The 16,262-nt window shown below is 64.5% G+C and carries 12 protein-coding genes; 10 read left to right on the top strand and 2 right to left on the bottom strand.

The window, feature by feature from the left end:
- Positions 1–38 precede the first annotated feature (38 nt).
- Together JMY24_RS09205 and fhuB are read left to right on the top strand one after the other, a co-directional pair.
- Complete coding sequence (locus JMY24_RS09205) at positions 39–962, top strand: ABC transporter substrate-binding protein (protein WP_201701893.1); 924 nt, start codon at positions 39–41, stop codon at positions 960–962.
- On the top strand, positions 959–2,950 hold the full coding sequence (gene fhuB / locus JMY24_RS09200) for a Fe(3+)-hydroxamate ABC transporter permease FhuB (RefSeq protein ID WP_201701891.1): 1,992 nt from the start codon (positions 959–961) through the stop codon (positions 2,948–2,950). The genes JMY24_RS09205 and fhuB overlap by 4 nt, the downstream gene beginning before the upstream one ends.
- Positions 2,951–3,078: 128 nt before the next feature.
- Here fhuB and JMY24_RS09195 read toward each other — a convergent pair whose 3' ends face one another.
- Entirely contained in the window at positions 3,079–5,139 is a 2,061-nt protein-coding gene (locus JMY24_RS09195; protein WP_236597366.1) for a TonB-dependent siderophore receptor, read from the bottom strand.
- A 375-nt stretch (positions 5,140–5,514) separates the two neighbouring features.
- Here JMY24_RS09195 and JMY24_RS09190 point away from each other — a divergent pair, with 375 nt between their 5' ends.
- From JMY24_RS09190 to JMY24_RS09165, 6 genes are all read left to right on the top strand, one after another.
- Positions 5,515–6,795: an MFS transporter gene (locus JMY24_RS09190; protein ID WP_201701889.1), complete on the top strand. Its 1,281-nt coding sequence runs from the start codon at positions 5,515–5,517 to the stop codon at positions 6,793–6,795.
- Positions 6,796–6,915: 120 nt separating this feature from the next.
- Positions 6,916–7,560 carry a pyridoxamine 5'-phosphate oxidase family protein gene (locus tag JMY24_RS09185; RefSeq protein ID WP_201701887.1) on the top strand — a complete coding sequence of 215 codons (645 nt, stop codon included), beginning with the start codon at positions 6,916–6,918 and terminating at the stop codon, positions 7,558–7,560.
- Positions 7,561–7,648: 88 nt separating this feature from the next.
- Positions 7,649–8,566, top strand: a complete 918-nt coding sequence (locus JMY24_RS09180; RefSeq protein ID WP_020069930.1) for a LysR substrate-binding domain-containing protein — start codon at positions 7,649–7,651, stop codon at positions 8,564–8,566.
- Positions 8,567–8,729: 163 nt separating this feature from the next.
- Complete coding sequence (locus tag JMY24_RS09175; RefSeq protein ID WP_128594761.1) at positions 8,730–10,031, top strand: MFS transporter; 1,302 nt, start codon at positions 8,730–8,732, stop codon at positions 10,029–10,031.
- 73 nt (positions 10,032–10,104) lie between these two features.
- Positions 10,105–11,352 (top strand): metal-dependent hydrolase family protein, encoded by a 1,248-nt coding sequence (locus tag JMY24_RS09170; protein WP_128594762.1) that lies wholly within the window; start codon positions 10,105–10,107, stop codon positions 11,350–11,352.
- 123 nt (positions 11,353–11,475) lie between these two features.
- Positions 11,476–12,564: an asparaginase gene (locus JMY24_RS09165; RefSeq protein WP_128594763.1), complete on the top strand. Its 1,089-nt coding sequence runs from the start codon at positions 11,476–11,478 to the stop codon at positions 12,562–12,564.
- A 39-nt stretch (positions 12,565–12,603) separates the two neighbouring features.
- Here JMY24_RS09165 and JMY24_RS09160 read toward each other — a convergent pair whose 3' ends face one another.
- Positions 12,604–13,578, bottom strand: a complete 975-nt coding sequence (locus JMY24_RS09160; protein WP_020069926.1) for a chemotaxis protein CheV — start codon at positions 13,576–13,578, stop codon at positions 12,604–12,606.
- 316 nt (positions 13,579–13,894) lie between these two features.
- Here JMY24_RS09160 and JMY24_RS09155 point away from each other — a divergent pair, with 316 nt between their 5' ends.
- On the top strand, positions 13,895–14,458 hold the full coding sequence (locus JMY24_RS09155; RefSeq protein WP_201701885.1) for a DUF4142 domain-containing protein: 564 nt from the start codon (positions 13,895–13,897) through the stop codon (positions 14,456–14,458).
- Between the two features lie 67 nt (positions 14,459–14,525).
- The gene (locus JMY24_RS09150; RefSeq protein WP_201701883.1) at positions 14,526–16,250 is read left to right on the top strand and encodes a tetratricopeptide repeat protein; all 1,725 of its coding nucleotides are present in this window, start codon (positions 14,526–14,528) and stop codon (positions 16,248–16,250) included.
- The last annotated feature ends 12 nt before the right edge of the window (positions 16,251–16,262 follow it).

The following is a 16,262-nucleotide window of genomic DNA, read 5'->3' as shown; positions in this document are numbered from 1 at the left end:
ACGAAGGGCTGCACGGATGGCTTGCGGCATGCGTTGTCATGACGGCAGGTCTGCGCTTTAGCAGCAAGCGGCGCCTCGCGCTCGCGGGTTTGGGCGCGGCGACGCTCGCGGCATCGGGCGCTACGTTTGCAAGTGGGGCGGTCGCGAGTTCGGATGCGCGTGCGGCCGCAGGCGCCGTCGTGCTCGACTGGCCCTTGACGGAAGTCGTGCTGTCGCTCGGCGTGGTGCCCGCCGGCGTTTCGCGTCCCTCGTGGTATGCGAAGCTCGACGGCGTTCCGCCGTTGCCGTCTTCGGTCGTCGACACGGGCTTGCTGTATCAGCCCAACTTCGAGGTGCTCGAGACGCTGAAACCCGAGCTTATCGTCATCACGCCATGGCATGCGCCGCTGCGTGCATTGCTCGAACGGATCGCGCCGACGCTGACGGTGCAACTGTTCGGCCCCGGCATCGACGTCTATCCGGCGGTTCATGCCGCGACCCGCAAGCTAGCCGCCGCGCTAGGACGCGATGCCGCGGCCGATGCGTTGTTCGCGCGCGCCGACGCCGCGCTTGCGGACGCGTCCGCGCGTCTCGCGGCCTTTCGCGCGACCGGACGCCCGCTCTATTTACTACGTCCAATCGATGACCGGCATATCGCCGTGTTCGGCAAGAACAGCCTGTTCGGCGGTGTGCTCGGCGCGCTCGGAATCGACAATGCGTGGCAGGGCATGGCCGATCCGCAAGGTATGACCGAAGCGGACCTCGGCGCGCTCGCGCAACACACCGATGCGCAAGTCGTCACGATCGGCGTGCCGCCCGGCGTCGCCGCGCAACTTGCGCGAAGCCCGCTATGGCGCGCGCTGCTGTTCGTGAGGCAGAACCGCGTGCAGCACATCGGACCGTTGCCGGCGCTCGGCGGCGTCGTTGCGTCGATGCGTTTTGCCGATAGCCTCGCGAACGCGCTGCAAGGAGTCACCATATGAACCGCCCGATGGCGACCGTCGCCTTTGCTGCTCCTCGCGCCTGGTGGCTGCCCGCGCTGCTGCTGATGCTGGCCGCGTGGCTCGTTTATCACACACTGTCTGCGCGGCTTCCGCTCGCACAATGGCCAGGCGTCGTACTGTCGGGCACCGACGCAACGCTGCCGCAACTGGTCGTCCGCTATGGCTGGCTGCCGCGCGTCGCCATTGCGCTGATAGCGGGTGCGGCGTTGTCGCTCGCCGGCGTCGTGTTCCAGCAGGTATTGCGCAATCCGCTTGCGGAACCGCTCACGCTCGGCGTGTCGGCGGGAGCCTATCTCGCACTGACGATAGCCGCGGTCGTCGCGCCCGCGCTGGCCGCCGACATGCGCTTCACGGTTGCGCTGACGGGCGCCGCACTCGCGATGCTTGCGACCATGGCGATGACGTGGCGCAAAGGCTTCGCCGCCGTGTCGATCGTGCTGGCCGGGATGGTCGTGAACCTGTATTGCGGCGCACTATCCGTCCTCCTAACTATTGTGTTCGAGCGTTCGCTCACGTCCGTATTCATCTGGGGCGGCGGCTCGCTCGTGCAAAACGGCTGGGATAGCGTCGTCTGGCTGCTGCCGCGCGTGCTTGCCTGCGGTGCGGCTGCGGCGCTGCTGGTGCGGCCGCTCACGCTGTTTTCTCTCGACGACGGCAGCGCGAGCCAGCTCGGTATGTCGCTCGCATGGGCGCGGCCCGTCGCGCTCGCCATCGCGGTGATCCTAAGTGCGTTCGTCGCGAGCGCGGTCGGCGTGATCGGCTTCATCGGGCTCGGCGGTCCGGTGCTCGCACGCCTGATGGGCGCGCGCCGGCTGCGCGACCAGTTGCTGTGGGCGCCGCTCGTCGGCGCGCTGTTGCTCGCAATCGCCGACCAGGCCGTGCAGAGCTTACCGAGCGTGTTGGGGGAGTTGCTGCCGACGGGTGCCGCGGTAGCCCTCTGCGGCGGCCCGCTGCTGTTGTGGATGCTGCGCCGTGTGCACATCGAGGCGCCGCGTCCGTCGACGGCGGAAAGCGCAACGCCGCGCCGCGCGTTGCGTGTGCCCGCGCTTCTGCTCGGCGGGCTGCTCGCCGCCGCGGTCGTCGTATCGCTGTGTTTTTCGGTGACGCTGCACGGCTGGCAATGGACAGACGCGCAACATTGGAGCGACGTATGGTTCTGGCGAGTGCCGCGGCTGACTGCATCGCTCGGCGCCGGCGTGATGGTCGCGCTTGCGGGCACGATCCTGCAACGAGTTACCGGCAATCCGATGGCCAGCCCCGATTTGCTCGGCGTGAGCGGCGGTGCGATGCTCGGCATGCTGGTAGCAGCGGTCGTCGCGACGGCGCCGTCGACGCCCGTGCTGCTCGCGGGGTCGGCGGCGGGTGCACTGATCTGCCTGCTGACGATCGTCGCGCTCGGACGCCGCAGCGGTTTCGCGCCGGAGCACGTGTTGCTCGCAGGCATCGCGATCAGTGCGTTCTCGCAAGCAGTCGTCATGCTCGCGACGGCGAGCGGCGGCGCTTATGCGAACCTGCTGCGTCCGCTGCAGTACGGTTCGACCTATCTGATCGTGCCCGCGACCGCTGTCGCCGTCGGTGTGTGCACGGTCGCCGCCGTGCTCGTCGCGTATCTCGGCGCGCGTTGGCTGGAAATTCTTCCGCTCGGCGCCAACGTCGCGAACGCGCTCGGCGTCGGCGCACAGCGTGCGCGGCTGCTGCTGCTCGCGGTCGCCGCGATCCTCACGGCGGGAGCGACGGTCGTGATCGGCCCCATGTCGTTCGTCGGCTTGATGGCGCCGCATCTCGCGCGGCTGCTCGGCTTTCCGCGTGCACGTTCGCAGATGCTCGTCGCGGCGCTCATTGGCGGCTTGCTGATGGTGCTGTCGGACTGGCTCGGGCGCAACATGATCTTCCCGCAACAGATGCCGGCCGGCGTGATTGCGACGCTTCTGGGCGGGCCCTATCTGATGTGGCTGTTGCGTCGTTGATGCAGCGGTTCGGTCGGGTCGATCCCGACGCAAACCGGGAAGAAGTCAGGCAGCCGCTGGCTCCCTGACTTTTTGCACGCCAGCCGCACGCGATTCGTGCGGCCTCGTGAATCGCGACGAATGCCGCCTTAGAACGAAAACGTCGTATTCAGCATCACGAGCCGCGACTCGCCGACCGCGATGATCAGATTGCTGTTGCTCGACGGATAGTACGTCTTGTCGAACACGTTCTTCACGTTCAGTTGCACATGCGTGGGAATCTTGCCGATCTTCGTGTCGTACGCGGCAAACAGGTCCGCAACCACATAGCCCGGCAGCGTGAAGCTGTTCGCCGTATCGCCCGGCCGCTTGCTCACGAGCCGTGCGCCGCCGCCAAAGCGCCATTGCCCCGGCAGGTACGGCAGCATCGTGTCGTAGACGGCGAAGAGACTGCCCGTATGACGTGCCGCATTGGCGAGACGCGTGCCGTCGTCGCGGTCCGTCGCGTTCGTATACGCATAGCTGCCGATCACGCTCACGTGCTGCGTGAGCCGTCCGGCAACGTCGAGTTCGATCCCGCGCGACCTGGCGCTGCCCACTGTCTCGGTCGTATCGCCGACGGTTACCGCGACGTTCTGCTTGTCGATCTGATAAACCGCAAGCGTGCCGGTGATACCGTTCGCGTCGAATTTCAGGCCCGTCTCGAAGACGCGCCCATGCTCCGGCGCGAGCGGCTCGTTCACTTGCGTGGCGACGTTCGGCACGAACGACTTGCTGAAGTTGGCATACGCGGAAAGCGCCGGCGTCAGCCGGTACACAAGGCCGAATTGCGGAAGCCATACCTGTCCATGCGAGTCATCGGCGATCACGAACGGACGGCCCATGCCCGACAGTTGCTGCCAGTTCTCCCAGCGCACGCCGCCCACAGCGATCAGCCTGTCGGTCAGATGAACGGTGTCCTGCGTGACGACCGAGTAGGTGTGGACCTTCGACAAGCTGTCGCTTTGCGTCGCGCTCGGCGTGCCGCCCGGAGACAGCGTTCCATAGACGGGTTCGTACAGATCGAAGCCGGACACTGCCTTGCCGCGAATCGTGTCGCCGCGAAAGCTGCGTTGGCGTTCGTACTCGCCGCCCACGTACAGCTCGTGACGCATGCCCGCGAGATTCAGATTGCCGATCACGCCCACGGCGGCGATCTCGTCCGAGTCGTTGCGCTGCAGGTTCGCATCCGACGAGCGGCTCATGATGCCGGTCCTGCTGTTGAACGCCGTCGCGCGCGTAATGTACTGGTCGTAGCGGTCGCGGCTCCATCCGTAAGTCGCGCGCACGCGCCATTCGTCGGAGAAGCGATGTTCGATCTTCGCCCGTAGCGTTTCCTGCTCGCCCGAGCTTTGCGCCCAAGGTTCCTCGTAGCGCGTGTAGCGCAACGCATCGTCGAGATGGCCGTTGACGAGCACGGTGCCCCGGTCGAAGGGCGTCGTGTAATCGACGTACTGGTAGCTCACGTCGATCGATGTATTGGCGTCGTGCCATGACAGCGACGGTGCGATCAGCGAATCGCGCTGACGTCCGAAGCTGCGCCAGTAGCGCGCCGTGTTGTACTCGCCGGTCAGGCGAAAGGCGAGCGTACCGCCCGCGACCTGTCCCGGCTGGCCGATCGGCCCGGTCAGGTCGAAGCCCGTGCCGCTGCCGTGGTGGCTCGTATAGTTCGCCGACACCGAGCCGTGGAATGTGTCTTCCGGTTTGCGCGTGATCAGGTTGATCACGCCGCCCGGTTCCTGAATGCCATAGAGCAGCGAGGCGGGGCCTTTGAGAACTTCGACGCGGTCGATCGTCGCCAGATAGTTGTGCGGGACCGGCGAGCGGATTCCGTCCACGAGGATCGAGCCGTCGTCGTTCGAACCGAAGCCGCGCTTGATGAACGCGTCGCGCGTTCCGCCGAGCGTGTTGGTCTGCGTGATCCCGCTTACGTTACCCAGTACGTCGTCGAGTGTGCGCGCCTGCTGGTCCTGCATCACGGTCGAACTGACCACCGCGACGGACTGCGGAATGTCGCTGATCTTCGTCGCGATGCCGCTCGCCGTTTCGCTCGTGCGCGGACGATAACCGACGGTCGGATCAGCGATCGATGCGGCTTGCACGGCGACCGCCGGCAATTCGGTCGAAGCGGTGGGCTGGGCGTTCACGGCGTCGGAGGAAGCGGCGGCCATCGCGGCGGGCGCGGCCGCCATGTACATCAACATCGAAAGAGGCAGGCCGATGCCGGAACGGCGATAGCGGCCGGGTGGTGCGGAAGTTTTTACGAAGCGCATGGATGGTTCGGCCGACGCGGCACGCCCGCACCAAGGCGGTCGAGAATGCCCGGCGGCGTCAGTTTTTATTAAGGATGCGAGAGGATAATGTAAATGAGAATTGTTATCAAATGAAAAGCATCAAAACCATGAAGACCTCAAAACAGCGGTGGGAGGGCCGATGGGCCGGCCTTGCTTGCGCGGCGGCGTTGAAGGCACGCGCCAGCAAAGCCAGCATGCTTGCTCTAAACTAGCTGCCGCCCACGCCCAGCCCAATCAGACACCGCGACCTCGATGCCTCCAGTTCCCGCCGATTCCAACGATCCCAAAGACTCCACCGATTCCTCGACCGTCAGCCTGCCGAAGCAACCGGCGTTTCAACGCTTCTGGTGCACGCGCATTCTTTCGTCGCTGTCGTTCCAGATGCTCGCGGTCGCGATGGGTTGGCACATCTATGCGCTAACGCACAGCGCGTTCGCGCTCGGCCTGGTCGGTCTCGCGCAATTCCTGCCGATGTTCCTGCTCACGCTCGTGGTCGGCCATTTTGCGGACCGCTACGATCGTCGGCGCATCGCGGCCATCTGCCAGAGCCTCGAAAGCGTCGCCGCATTGCTGTTCGCGTGCGGCACCTTTGGCGGATGGATCAGCGCGCCGGTTATCTATGCGCTGGCCGCATGCGTGGGCGCGGCGCGCGCGTTCGAATCGCCGGCGGTGGCTTCGCTGCTGCCGGGCGTCGTGCCGCGCGCGCAGTTGCCGAAAGCGACGGCATGGGCCACTTCTGCGAACCAGACCGCGCAGATCGCCGGTCCCGCGCTCGGCGGTCTGCTGTACGGCATCGGGCCGGGCGCCGCTTATCTCGCGTGCATGCTGTCGTTCGCTGCCGCAGCCACGGCCGTGTGGAGCATTCCGCTACGCGCGAAGCCGGCGAGCCGCGCGCCTGTCACGCTCGAATCGGTGTTCTCCGGTATCGCGTTCATTCGAAAGGAGCCGGTCATACTGGGCGCGCTGTCGCTCGATCTGTTCGCGGTGCTATTCGGCGGCGCTACCGCGTTGCTGCCGGTGTTCGCGCGGGACGTGCTGCATACGGGGCCGCTCGGGCTCGGCCTGTTGCGCTCGGGCACGGCCATCGGCGCGCTCGCCGGGACCATCTGGCTGGCGCATTTCCCGCTGCGCAACCGGCCCGGCGCGGCCATGTTCGGCGGCGTGATCACGTTCGGCATCGCCACGCTCGTGTTCGGCATGTCGCATCAGTTCATCGTTTCGCTGCTTGCGTTGATGGCCCTTGGCGCGTCCGACACCATTAGCGTGGTCGTGCGTCTGTCGCTCGTGCAGCTTCGCACGCCGGATGAAATGCTCGGACGCGTGAGCGCCGTCAACTCGCTTTTCATTGGGACGTCGAATCAATTGGGCGAATTCGAATCCGGTGTGACGGCCGGCTGGTGGGGCGCGCGAACGGCCGTGCTGGTAGGCGGCATCGCTACCATCACCGTCGCCCTGCTGTGGATGAAGCTCTTCCCGGAACTGAGGAACACGCGTTCGCTCGAACGCGAAGAGGAACTGGTGCCGAGCACCTGAGCGGCGCGCTATTCTCAATTGATGGAAACCCGGTTCTCGATCCGGCCGGGTTCTCCAGAGAGGCTTTAACGGTTAAGGTTGACGCGTCACCTGCGGGACAGCCCGCGAAGGAGCCGCTTCATGACACGCCTCGAGTCGCAACCGCACGCTTATCCGAGCGACATTGCTTTCACGCCCACCGTCAAGGCACTGCAAAGCCGCAACGGTTCGCGCGACGCGTATGCGCGCATGGAAGAAGAGCACGGCTGGCAAACGCGCCTGACGCCTGACGTCGCGCGTTTCATCGAGCAGCAGACCAGTGTGTTCTTCGCGACCGCAAGCGCGCAAGGGCAGCCGTATATCCAGCATCGCGGCGGCCCTGCGGGTTTCCTGCACGTGCTCGACGACCACACCATTGCCTTCGCCGACTTCGCCGGCAATCGTCAGTACGTTACGGCGGGCAATCTCGCGGACAACTCGAAAGCGCATCTCTTTCTCGTCGACTATGCGCATCGCCGGCGCATCAAGATATGGGGTGAGGCGCGCGTGATCGACGACGATGCCGCGCTGCTCGCGAAGCTGATGCCGGAAGGTTACAAGGCACGCGGAGAACGCGTGGTCGTGATGAGCGTGCATGCGTGGGACGTCAATTGCCCTAAGCATATTCCGCAGCGTTTCGAGGCTGCGGACGTGGCTGCCGCGTTGGAGGAGCGCGACGAGCGCATCAAGGAACTGGAAGCGCAAGTGGCGGAACTCAAGCGCCTCTCATCTGCCTCGGGCGCTTGATAGCGGATGGCGGGTGGTGATCTGAGGGTGATCTGAGCCCGAGCGGCACCCGCTATCATGGTGCGATCGCGACTCGGCTCATTTCATCATGCGTATTGCTCCTTTACCACCGCTCCAATGTCTGGTCGCGTTCGAATCGGCCGTGCGGCATGCAAGCTTCACCAAAGCCGCCGCAGAACTGCATTTGACGCAAAGCGCGGTCAGCCGGCAAATCCAGCAACTCGAGGAATTTCTCGGCCGGTCGCTGTTCGTGCGCGAGCATCGCGCGTTGCGTCTGACCATCGCCGGCGAGGGTTACGCCAAGCGCGTCCAATGGCTGCTCGCGAACTGTTCCGAAGCGACGCTCGACGTCATGAAACGTTACGGCGATCAGGAGTTGACGATAGCGTGTTCGTCGGGCGTCGCCGTGTTGTGGTTGACACCGCGGCTCGGTGCGTTTCGTGCCGCTTACCCGAACGTGAAAATCAGAATGATCGTGCGCGACGGACTCGCCTCGATGTCGCCTGCCGAATTCGACGTGGGCCTGTACTACATACGCCAGCATGCCGAGCCGCATTACACCGCCCGCCGCATTTTCGACGAGGAGGTGTACCCGGTGTGCTCGCCCGCCTATCTCGCCGGCCGCGTGCTGGAGCCCGCCGATCTCGCGCAGGAAACACTGCTGATTCAGGAAGACGGCCAGCGTCAATGGATGTCGTGGCCGGAATGGTTTCGCATCAACGGCGTGCAAATGCCTGTCGCACCGCAGGCAGTCATGGTCAACCACTATCCGCAGCTCGTGCAAATGGCGATTCTCGGCCAGGGCGTGGTGCTCGGCTGGCGGCACATGATCGACCGATGTCTCGAAGAAGGGCTGCTGGTGCGCGCTACGCACGCATCCGCAAGTCACGGCGGCGGCTACTACGTGGTGTCGCCGAACGACCGCTCACAGAACCAGGCCGCGCGCGTGTTCACGCGGTGGCTCTTCGAGCAGGCCGAAGCGCAGACGGGCAGGGCGGCGGCCTGAATGGCTTCGCATGCGCTGCACGCATGCGTGCATGCGAATCTTTCGTTTCGAAAACAATTCAGGTCTCTCTACGATCGGCGTTATGCATGCGAAAACGCCGCGATGACGGCGTGGCGCGTTGCCGACACTTTGCCTGACAGGCAGCCAGATGAGGAAAGAGACCATGCAAGGAACGCTTTCATCCAACGTCCCGCTCTCCGTGGACACGCTCGCGCGTCAGCGGCGGCGCGCCATTATCGCGACCGTGCTCGGCAACGGGCTCGAATGGTTCGACTTCACCGTCTACAGCTTCTTCGCGGTCATTATCGCGAAGCTGTTCTTTCCGACCGGCAATGACCTGAGCTCGCTCCTGCTTGCCGTCGCCACGTTCGGCGTCGGCTTTTTCATGCGTCCGGTGGGCGGCATCGTGCTCGGCGTGTATGCCGACAAGGTCGGGCGCAAGGCCGCGCTGTCGCTGACCATTCTGCTGATGGCGGGCGGCACGGCGCTAATCGGCATTGCGCCGACTTATGAGCAGATCGGCCTGTGGGCGCCCGTGCTGATCGTGGTCGCGCGATTGCTGCAAGGTTTTTCGGCGGGCGGCGAGATGGGCAGCGCGACTGCGTTCCTCACCGAGTACGCACCCGCTAACAAGCGCGCGTACTACTCGAGCTGGATTCAGTCGAGCATCGGCTTTGCGGTGTTATTGGGCGCAGCGGTCGGCACGTTCGCGACCAGCAGTCTGAGCACCGAAGCGCTTCATTCGTGGGGCTGGAGAATGCCGTTCCTGATTGGCATTCTGATTGGACCTGTCGGCTATTTCATTCGCAGCCGCATGGACGAAACGCCCGCCTTCAGCGCAGTGGCCGAAGAAGCGAAGGACGATTCACCGCTCGCCGAAGTGTTTCGCCGCTTCCCGCGCGAAACCTTTGCAAGCTTTTCGATGGTGATTCTGTGGACCGTTTGCACCTACGTGCTGCTGTTCTACATGCCGACGTATTCGGTCCGCACGTTGCATCTGCCGCAATCCACCGGATTTCTCGCGGGCATGTTCGGCGGCTCGATGATCATGTGTTTTGCTCCGGTGGTCGGCAAACTCGCCGACCGCTACGGGCGCCGCCGCTTTCTGTCAGGCGCGGCCGTGCTGATTCTCGTGCTGGCGTGGCCGATGTTCGCCTACATCAACCGGGCGCCGGGCCTCGCTTCGCTGATCGTTTTTCAAGGCGTGTTCGGTTTGCTGATCGCCGCATACACCGGCCCCATTCTCGCGGCGTTCTCCGAACTGTTTCCGACCAAGGTGCTGTCAACGGGACTGTCGGTCGCCTACAACTTCGCTGTGACGATTTTCGGCGGCTTCGCACCGTTCTTCATTACATGGCTGATTGCGTCGACCGGCAGCAATATGGCACCCGCGTTCTACGTGATGATCGCCGCCGCAATCAGCCTGACGGGCACGTTCTTCGTGCGCGATCCGCAGCGGCACTGAATCGGGGTAGCGCGTGCGGTACGCTTGCGACCGCATGGAATTCTCATCAAGTCAGCAAGTCAGGACTATCTCCATGAGCATTACGGTAATCAATGGCGGCAACGTACTCGATCTGAAGCAGGGCATTCTGCTCGAACATCACCATGTCGTGATCGAAAACGGCCATATCGTCGAAGTCACCGATCGTCCCGTCGATCTGCCGAACGCACGCGTGATCGATGCGCGCGGCAAGACGGTGATGCCCGGTCTGATTGATTGTCACGTACACGTGCTCGCTTCGCGTGCGAACCTCGGTGCGAACGCAACGCAGCCGAACATCCTCACAGCGATCCGCGCTTTGCCGATTCTGAAGGCGATGCTAGGCCGCGGCTTCACGACCGTGCGCGATGCGGGCGGCGCGGATTGGGGTTTGACGCAGGCGCTCGAAAACGGCCTGATTCCGGGGCCGCGTATTTTTCCGTCGGGCAAGGCGCTTTCGCAGACGGGCGGCCACGGCGATTTCCGTCCGCGGGGCGATATGCTGGAGCCGTGCTCGTGCTGTTTCCGCGCCGGCGCAATTGCACGCGTGGTGGACGGCGTGGATGCCGTGCGTCTCGCCGTGCGAGAAGAAATCCAGAAGGGCGCGACGCAGATCAAGATCATGGCATCGGGCGGCGTGGCATCGCCAACCGATCCGATCGGCAACACGCAGTATTCCGAGGACGAGATCCGCGCGATAGTCGCCGAAGCGCAAGCTGCGAACACCTATGTGATGGCGCATGCGTACACCGGCCGCGCGATTTCGCGGGCGATTCGCTGCGGCGTGCGGACTATCGAGCACGGCAATCTCGTCGACGAAGCCGCCGCGAAACTGATGCACGAGCACGGCGCGTTCGTCGTGCCGACGCTCGTCACCTACGACGCGCTCGCGAAGCACGGCGCCGACTACGGTTTGCCGCCCGATTCCATCGCGAAGGTCGAAACGGTCCGTCAAGCAGGACGCGATTCGCTGCAGATCTACGCGAACGCCGGCGTGCCGATGGGTTTCGGCTCCGACCTGCTCGGCGAAATGCACACGTTCCAGAGTGACGAGCTGCGCATTCGCGCGGAAGTGCTCGGCAATCTCGAAGCGCTGCGCTCGGCAACCACGATCGCCGCTGAGATCGTTGCGCAGAAGGGCAAGCTCGGCGCGATCGAAGCGGGCGCGATCGCCGATGTGCTGGTGGTCGAGGGCAACCCGCTCGACGATATCGGCGCGCTGACCGGGCAGGGCGAGCGTCTCGCGTATGTGTTGCAGCGCGGCGAAGTAGTGAGCGAGCGCGGCGTGGTCGTCTCGCGCTGAGGCAGCGTGCCGATGTCTGCCCGATCCCGTGCAATTGATGCCCGTGCGCTCGTTACGTAGAATCGTGGCGCACAACGCTTGATTGCCAGCGCAACCATTTGCGCGATCACGAGGAGAACGGGCATGACTTTGCACACGGCCGGGCCGATTGCGGCGACCGTCTATCGCGGCGATTCGGTAGAAAACACGCACCGCGCGCATGTTGCGGTCGTTGATTCGAATGGCGGCCTGTTGTATTCGTTCGGCGACCCGTCGCGCGTGACGCTGGCGCGCTCCGCCGCCAAGCCCGCGCAAGCGCTGGCCGTGCTCGAAACGGGGGCGCTCGAACGCTTCGGTTTCGAAGAAGCAGACCTCGCGCTGATGTGCGCCTCGCATAGCAGCGAGCCGCGTCATATCGAACGTGCGCGACAGATGCTCGCCAAAGTGCAGGCGAGCGAAACCGACCTGCGCTGCGGCGGGCACCCGCCGCTGTCCGATGCGGTGTATGTCGACTGGATCAAGCGCGATTTCAAACCGGGCGCGGTATGCAGCAATTGTTCGGGCAAGCATGCGGGCATGCTGGCCGGCGCGCGTTCGATCGGCGCGGCGCTGAGCGGTTATGAACAGCCGGATCATCCGTTGCAGATCCGCGTGAAGCACACGGTCGCCGACGTCTGCGATCTGCCGGACGACGGCGTGCAATGGGCCACTGACGGTTGCAATCTGCCCACGCCGGCGTTTCCGCTCGATCGTCTCGCACGCCTATTTGCGAAGCTGGCCGCCGCGCAGGACGAGGTCTCGTCGTCCGTGGCAGCGCCCACTGCGCGGACAGCGGCGCTCGCGCGCATCTATCGCGCGATGACGGCTTATCCGGAACTGGTCGGGGGCGAGGGCCGCTTCTGCACGATGTTGATGAACGCGTTCGACGGCGCGCTCGTCGGCAAGCTGGGTGCGGACGGTAGTTATGCGATAGGCGTGCGCGCGTCAAACCAGACTGCCGTCCACACTGCGACAACGGGCGCACCAGGCGCGCTCGGCATCGCCGTAAAAATCGAGGACGGCAATGTCGGCGTGCTGTACGCGGTGGTTGCCGAAGTGCTGGCGCTACTCGACATCGGGACCGCCGAACAGCGCGCGAAGCTCGACTCTTTCCATGCGCCCAGAATGCTCAACACCATGGGCGTCGCAACCGGCCGGCGGGTCTTCTCGGTTGCGCTCGAAGCGTCCCGATAGGACGAGGGCCGGGCAACGCCCGGCACTCACGCGATGTCGTCAGGCCGCGGCTTCTGTGGCAGACATCAGCGCACTGCGTATCGCGCTTGCCAGTTCACTGGCTTGAAACTTCGCGACATAGCCGTTTGCGCCGGCGTTCTTCACATGCGCCTCGTTGGCCGCGCCCGTCAACGACGAATGGATGATCACCGGAATGTCGCGGGTCCGCTCGTCCGCCTTGATCTGGCGAGTCAGCATGAAGCCGTCCATCTCGGGCATTTCAAGGTCGGTCAGGACGAGCGCGATGCTGTCCTTGACGCGCGCGCCGTTGCTCTGTGCTTCGTCGGCAACTTGCTGCAAGGTTTGCCACGCCTCTTCGCCGGTCTTGGTCATCACGTATTCGGCGCCGATCGCGGTCAATGCCTGCTCGATCAGCTTGCGGGCGAAGCCGGAGTCGTCGGCGGCAAGAATCTTCGCGCCCGGACGAATGCCGAGTGCGTCGCCCACGGACGTCGGGTCTACGCTCGGATGCTGCGAGGGGAAGACGTCGCGCAACACCTGTTCGACGTCGATCACCTGCGCGAGCCGCGAATCGCCCGTATTGCCGTCGATCCGCGCAATGCTCGTCACCAGATTGCCGCCCGCCGCGCCTTCCGCGGAGAGCACCTGATTCCACTCGAGGCGCACGATGTCGTCCACTTCCTCGACCGCGAACGCCTGGGTGGAGCGCGCGAATTCGGTGACGAGCAGGATATTCAGGCCGCGTGTGGGCTCGCAGCCCATCAGCCGCGGCAAGTCGATCACGGGAATGATCTGCCCACGAATGTCGACGGCGCCCATCACGAACGGCGACGAACCGGCGATCGGCGTGACCGGCGGCATCGTCGAAATTTCCCGGACCTTGAACACGTTGATGCCGTAAAGCTCATGCGCGTCACTGCCGGGGACGGAGCCCAGCCGATACAGCAGCAGTTCGAATTTGTTGGAACTCGTCAGGTTGCTGCGTTCGTCGTGCGCGCGGTTATCTGCTGCCATCGAATCTCTCCAGGATTGCGGTGCGTGGCGCGCTCGCATGGATGGATGCCGACGCGCCTCTTACTTTTTGTTATCGGCGCGGTTGCCGAAAAATTCAGCGCTTTGCCGGAATTCTGCTGGCAATCCCTGGGTGAGCCACTCGATCTCATTCACGAGACGGCGTCATTCGTGTGAAGGTTACCTAACGTTACACAAGCCACAGCGTCGTATCACACGACGCTGGGCCCCGCTTCTAGAATCTCCCCGCGATGAACGGCGGTGCCGCACGGGCGCCGCGCGGTTCGTTGCCGTTTCGCTTTCAATCCAAGGAGAACGTATGATCCGCTTGCCTCTCGCCACTATCGTCAGCGCCTCTATGGCGGGCCTGCTGGCCGTCGCCACGGCAGCCAGCGCCCAGACGGCGCCGGCGGCCGCCGCGCCGGATGCGGGCCGTCTGCATGCCGCCGACCAGACGTTCATCGCCGACGGCACCAAGGCCGTCGCCACCCAACGCGATGCCGCGCGCATCGCCAACTCGCGTTCCACGGACCGCGACGTCAAGGCATTCGCCGAGCGCGTCTCCACCGATAACGCTAAGATCTCGGACGCGCTTCGTGCGGCCAGTCCGCGCGGCGTCGACGTGCCGAAGAACGACCCTGACACGGCCGTGCTCGCGAGCATCAACAATCTGCGTGGCGCCGAGTTCGACAAGGCTTATATCGAGCAGGTCGCGCTCGCCGGCGAGCAGAAGGCGTTGTCGGCGTTCCAGGCCGAAATCGCTTCGGGCCGCGATCCGCAGTTGAAGGATGCGGCGAAAAAGGCGCTACCGACCATTCAGGAGCATTACGCGATGGCGCAGGAACTGGCCAAACACAAGCATCTGTCGGCGGCGGCGCAGTAAAGCACTGCACGCGTGCCGCCTCGCTGGAGGAAAGCGGCGCGGCACGCGTTTTTTCCGGATTCATCGCATGAAGAAGCCTGCCAATCTGGCGCAACAGCTGGACCATATGCTTAGGCAAGCCGTCGCGCTTCAACAGAACGGCGCACTCGCCGAGGCGCAGGAACTCTATCGCGAGATTCTCGAACTCAAGCCTCGTCATTTCGACGCGCTGCAACTGTTGGGCGCGCTGGCGTTGCAGGGCGGCCGCATCGAAGAGGGCGTCGATCTGCTCTCCAAGGCGCTTGCGGTCAATCCGAAACAGTCCGCGGTTCATTCCAATCTGGCGTACGCGCTAAACGCGCTGCATCGTTTCGATGAAGCGTTGGCCAGTGCCAACCGCGCGCTCGCCTTGCAGCCGCAATTTCCTGATGCCCTGAACAATCGCGGCAACGCGCAGGCTGGCCTCGATCAGCCGCTCGACGCGCTGGCGAGTTTCGACCGCGCGATCGCACTCGCTGCCGATTTCGCGCAGGCCTGGAACAATCGCGCGTGCGTGCTGCGCGATCTCGGCCGTCCCGCGGATGCACTGGCCAGCTGCGATCGCGCGCTCGCGTTGCAGCCGGGTTACGCCGAAGCATGGAGCAATCGCGGCAATGCGCTCTCCGACATGAACGAGCCGCATGAAGCCGAGCGCAGCTACCAGCGCGCGCTTGAACTGGCCCCGGGCTTCGTCGACGCATGGAACAACCTCGGCCTTACGCAGATCGATCAGGACCAGCATGCGCAGGCGCTTGCCAGCTATCAGCGCGCGCTCGCGCTCAATCCCGAGGCCGCCGAGACCCATTGGAACGAAGCGCTGTGTCTGCTGCAAATGGGACAGCTCGAAACGGGCTGGCAGAAGTACGAATGGCGCTGGGAGCGCAGCCGCATCAAGGCGAGCCGGCGCGTCATGGCGCAACCGTTTTGGCTCGGCGACTTCTCGCTCGCGGGCAAGACGATTCTGTTGCACGCCGAGCAGGGGCTTGGCGACACACTGCAGTTCTGCCGCTATGCCGCGATGGTTGCGAGGCTCGGCGCGAAAGTGGTACTCGAAGTGCAGCCTGAATTGCGGCGGCTGATGTCCACGCTCGACGGCGTCAATCAGATCGTCGAAGCCGGCGAGCCGTTGCCGCCGTTCGATTGTCACTGTCCGCTATTGAGCTTGCCGCTCGCGCTAAGGACGGATCTAGCCAGTATTCCGTCGTCCACGCCTTATCTTTTTGCCGAGCCCGCTGCGGCGCGCGCATGGGGTGAGCGTGTCGACGCCGACGCACAAGGCCGCCTCAAGGTCGGCCTCGTGTGGGCCGGCGGCAACCGCCCGCACGTGGCGGAGCTTCGCAAGAACGACGCGCGCCGTTCGGTCACGCTCGCGCGCTTCGCGCCGCTTCTCGATCTGCCCAACGTGCAGTTCTTCAGCCTGCAGAAAGGACCGGCGGCGCAACAATTGTCGGCGAGCGAATGGGCCGCGCATGTCGTGGACCACACCGGCGAGCTGCACGATTTCGCCGACACTGCAGCGCTCGTCGCGAACCTGGATCTGGTCATTTCCGTCGACACGTCCACCGCGCATCTCGCCGGCGCACTCGACAGGCCGGTGTGGATCCTGAACCGCTTCGACACCTGCTGGCGCTGGATGCTCGAACGCAGCGACACGCCCTGGTATCCGCGCGCAAGGCTCTTCAGGCAACCTTCGCTGGGCGATTGGGACAGTGTGATGGAAACCGTGCGCGCAGCGCTCGCCGACCACGCGCTCGCGCGGACCGGCGTAGACTGAACCTCCGTTTAA

The organism is Paraburkholderia kirstenboschensis, assembly GCF_904848585.1.
In the GTDB taxonomy this organism is placed as follows: domain Bacteria; phylum Pseudomonadota; class Gammaproteobacteria; order Burkholderiales; family Burkholderiaceae; genus Paraburkholderia; species Paraburkholderia kirstenboschensis.
This window is presented reverse-complemented; position numbering and strand designations above follow the sequence as displayed.

Coding starts and splice junctions, on each gene's coding strand:
- fhuB (WP_201701891.1), top strand. CDS start 959: ATGAACCGCCCGATGGCGACCGTCGCCTTTGCTGCTCCTCGCGCCTGG.
- JMY24_RS09185 (WP_201701887.1), top strand. CDS start 6,916: ATGACACGCCTCGAGTCGCAACCGCACGCTTATCCGAGCGACATTGCT.
- JMY24_RS09170 (WP_128594762.1), top strand. CDS start 10,105: ATGAGCATTACGGTAATCAATGGCGGCAACGTACTCGATCTGAAGCAG.
- JMY24_RS09205 (WP_201701893.1), top strand. CDS start 39: ATGACGGCAGGTCTGCGCTTTAGCAGCAAGCGGCGCCTCGCGCTCGCG.
- JMY24_RS09165 (WP_128594763.1), top strand. CDS start 11,476: ATGACTTTGCACACGGCCGGGCCGATTGCGGCGACCGTCTATCGCGGC.
- JMY24_RS09195 (WP_236597366.1), bottom strand. CDS start 5,139: ATGGCCGCCGCTTCCTCCGACGCCGTGAACGCCCAGCCCACCGCTTCG.
- JMY24_RS09150 (WP_201701883.1), top strand. CDS start 14,526: ATGAAGAAGCCTGCCAATCTGGCGCAACAGCTGGACCATATGCTTAGG.
- JMY24_RS09175 (WP_128594761.1), top strand. CDS start 8,730: ATGCAAGGAACGCTTTCATCCAACGTCCCGCTCTCCGTGGACACGCTC.
- JMY24_RS09190 (WP_201701889.1), top strand. CDS start 5,515: ATGCCTCCAGTTCCCGCCGATTCCAACGATCCCAAAGACTCCACCGAT.
- JMY24_RS09155 (WP_201701885.1), top strand. CDS start 13,895: ATGATCCGCTTGCCTCTCGCCACTATCGTCAGCGCCTCTATGGCGGGC.
- JMY24_RS09180 (WP_020069930.1), top strand. CDS start 7,649: ATGCGTATTGCTCCTTTACCACCGCTCCAATGTCTGGTCGCGTTCGAA.
- JMY24_RS09160 (WP_020069926.1), bottom strand. CDS start 13,578: ATGGCAGCAGATAACCGCGCGCACGACGAACGCAGCAACCTGACGAGT.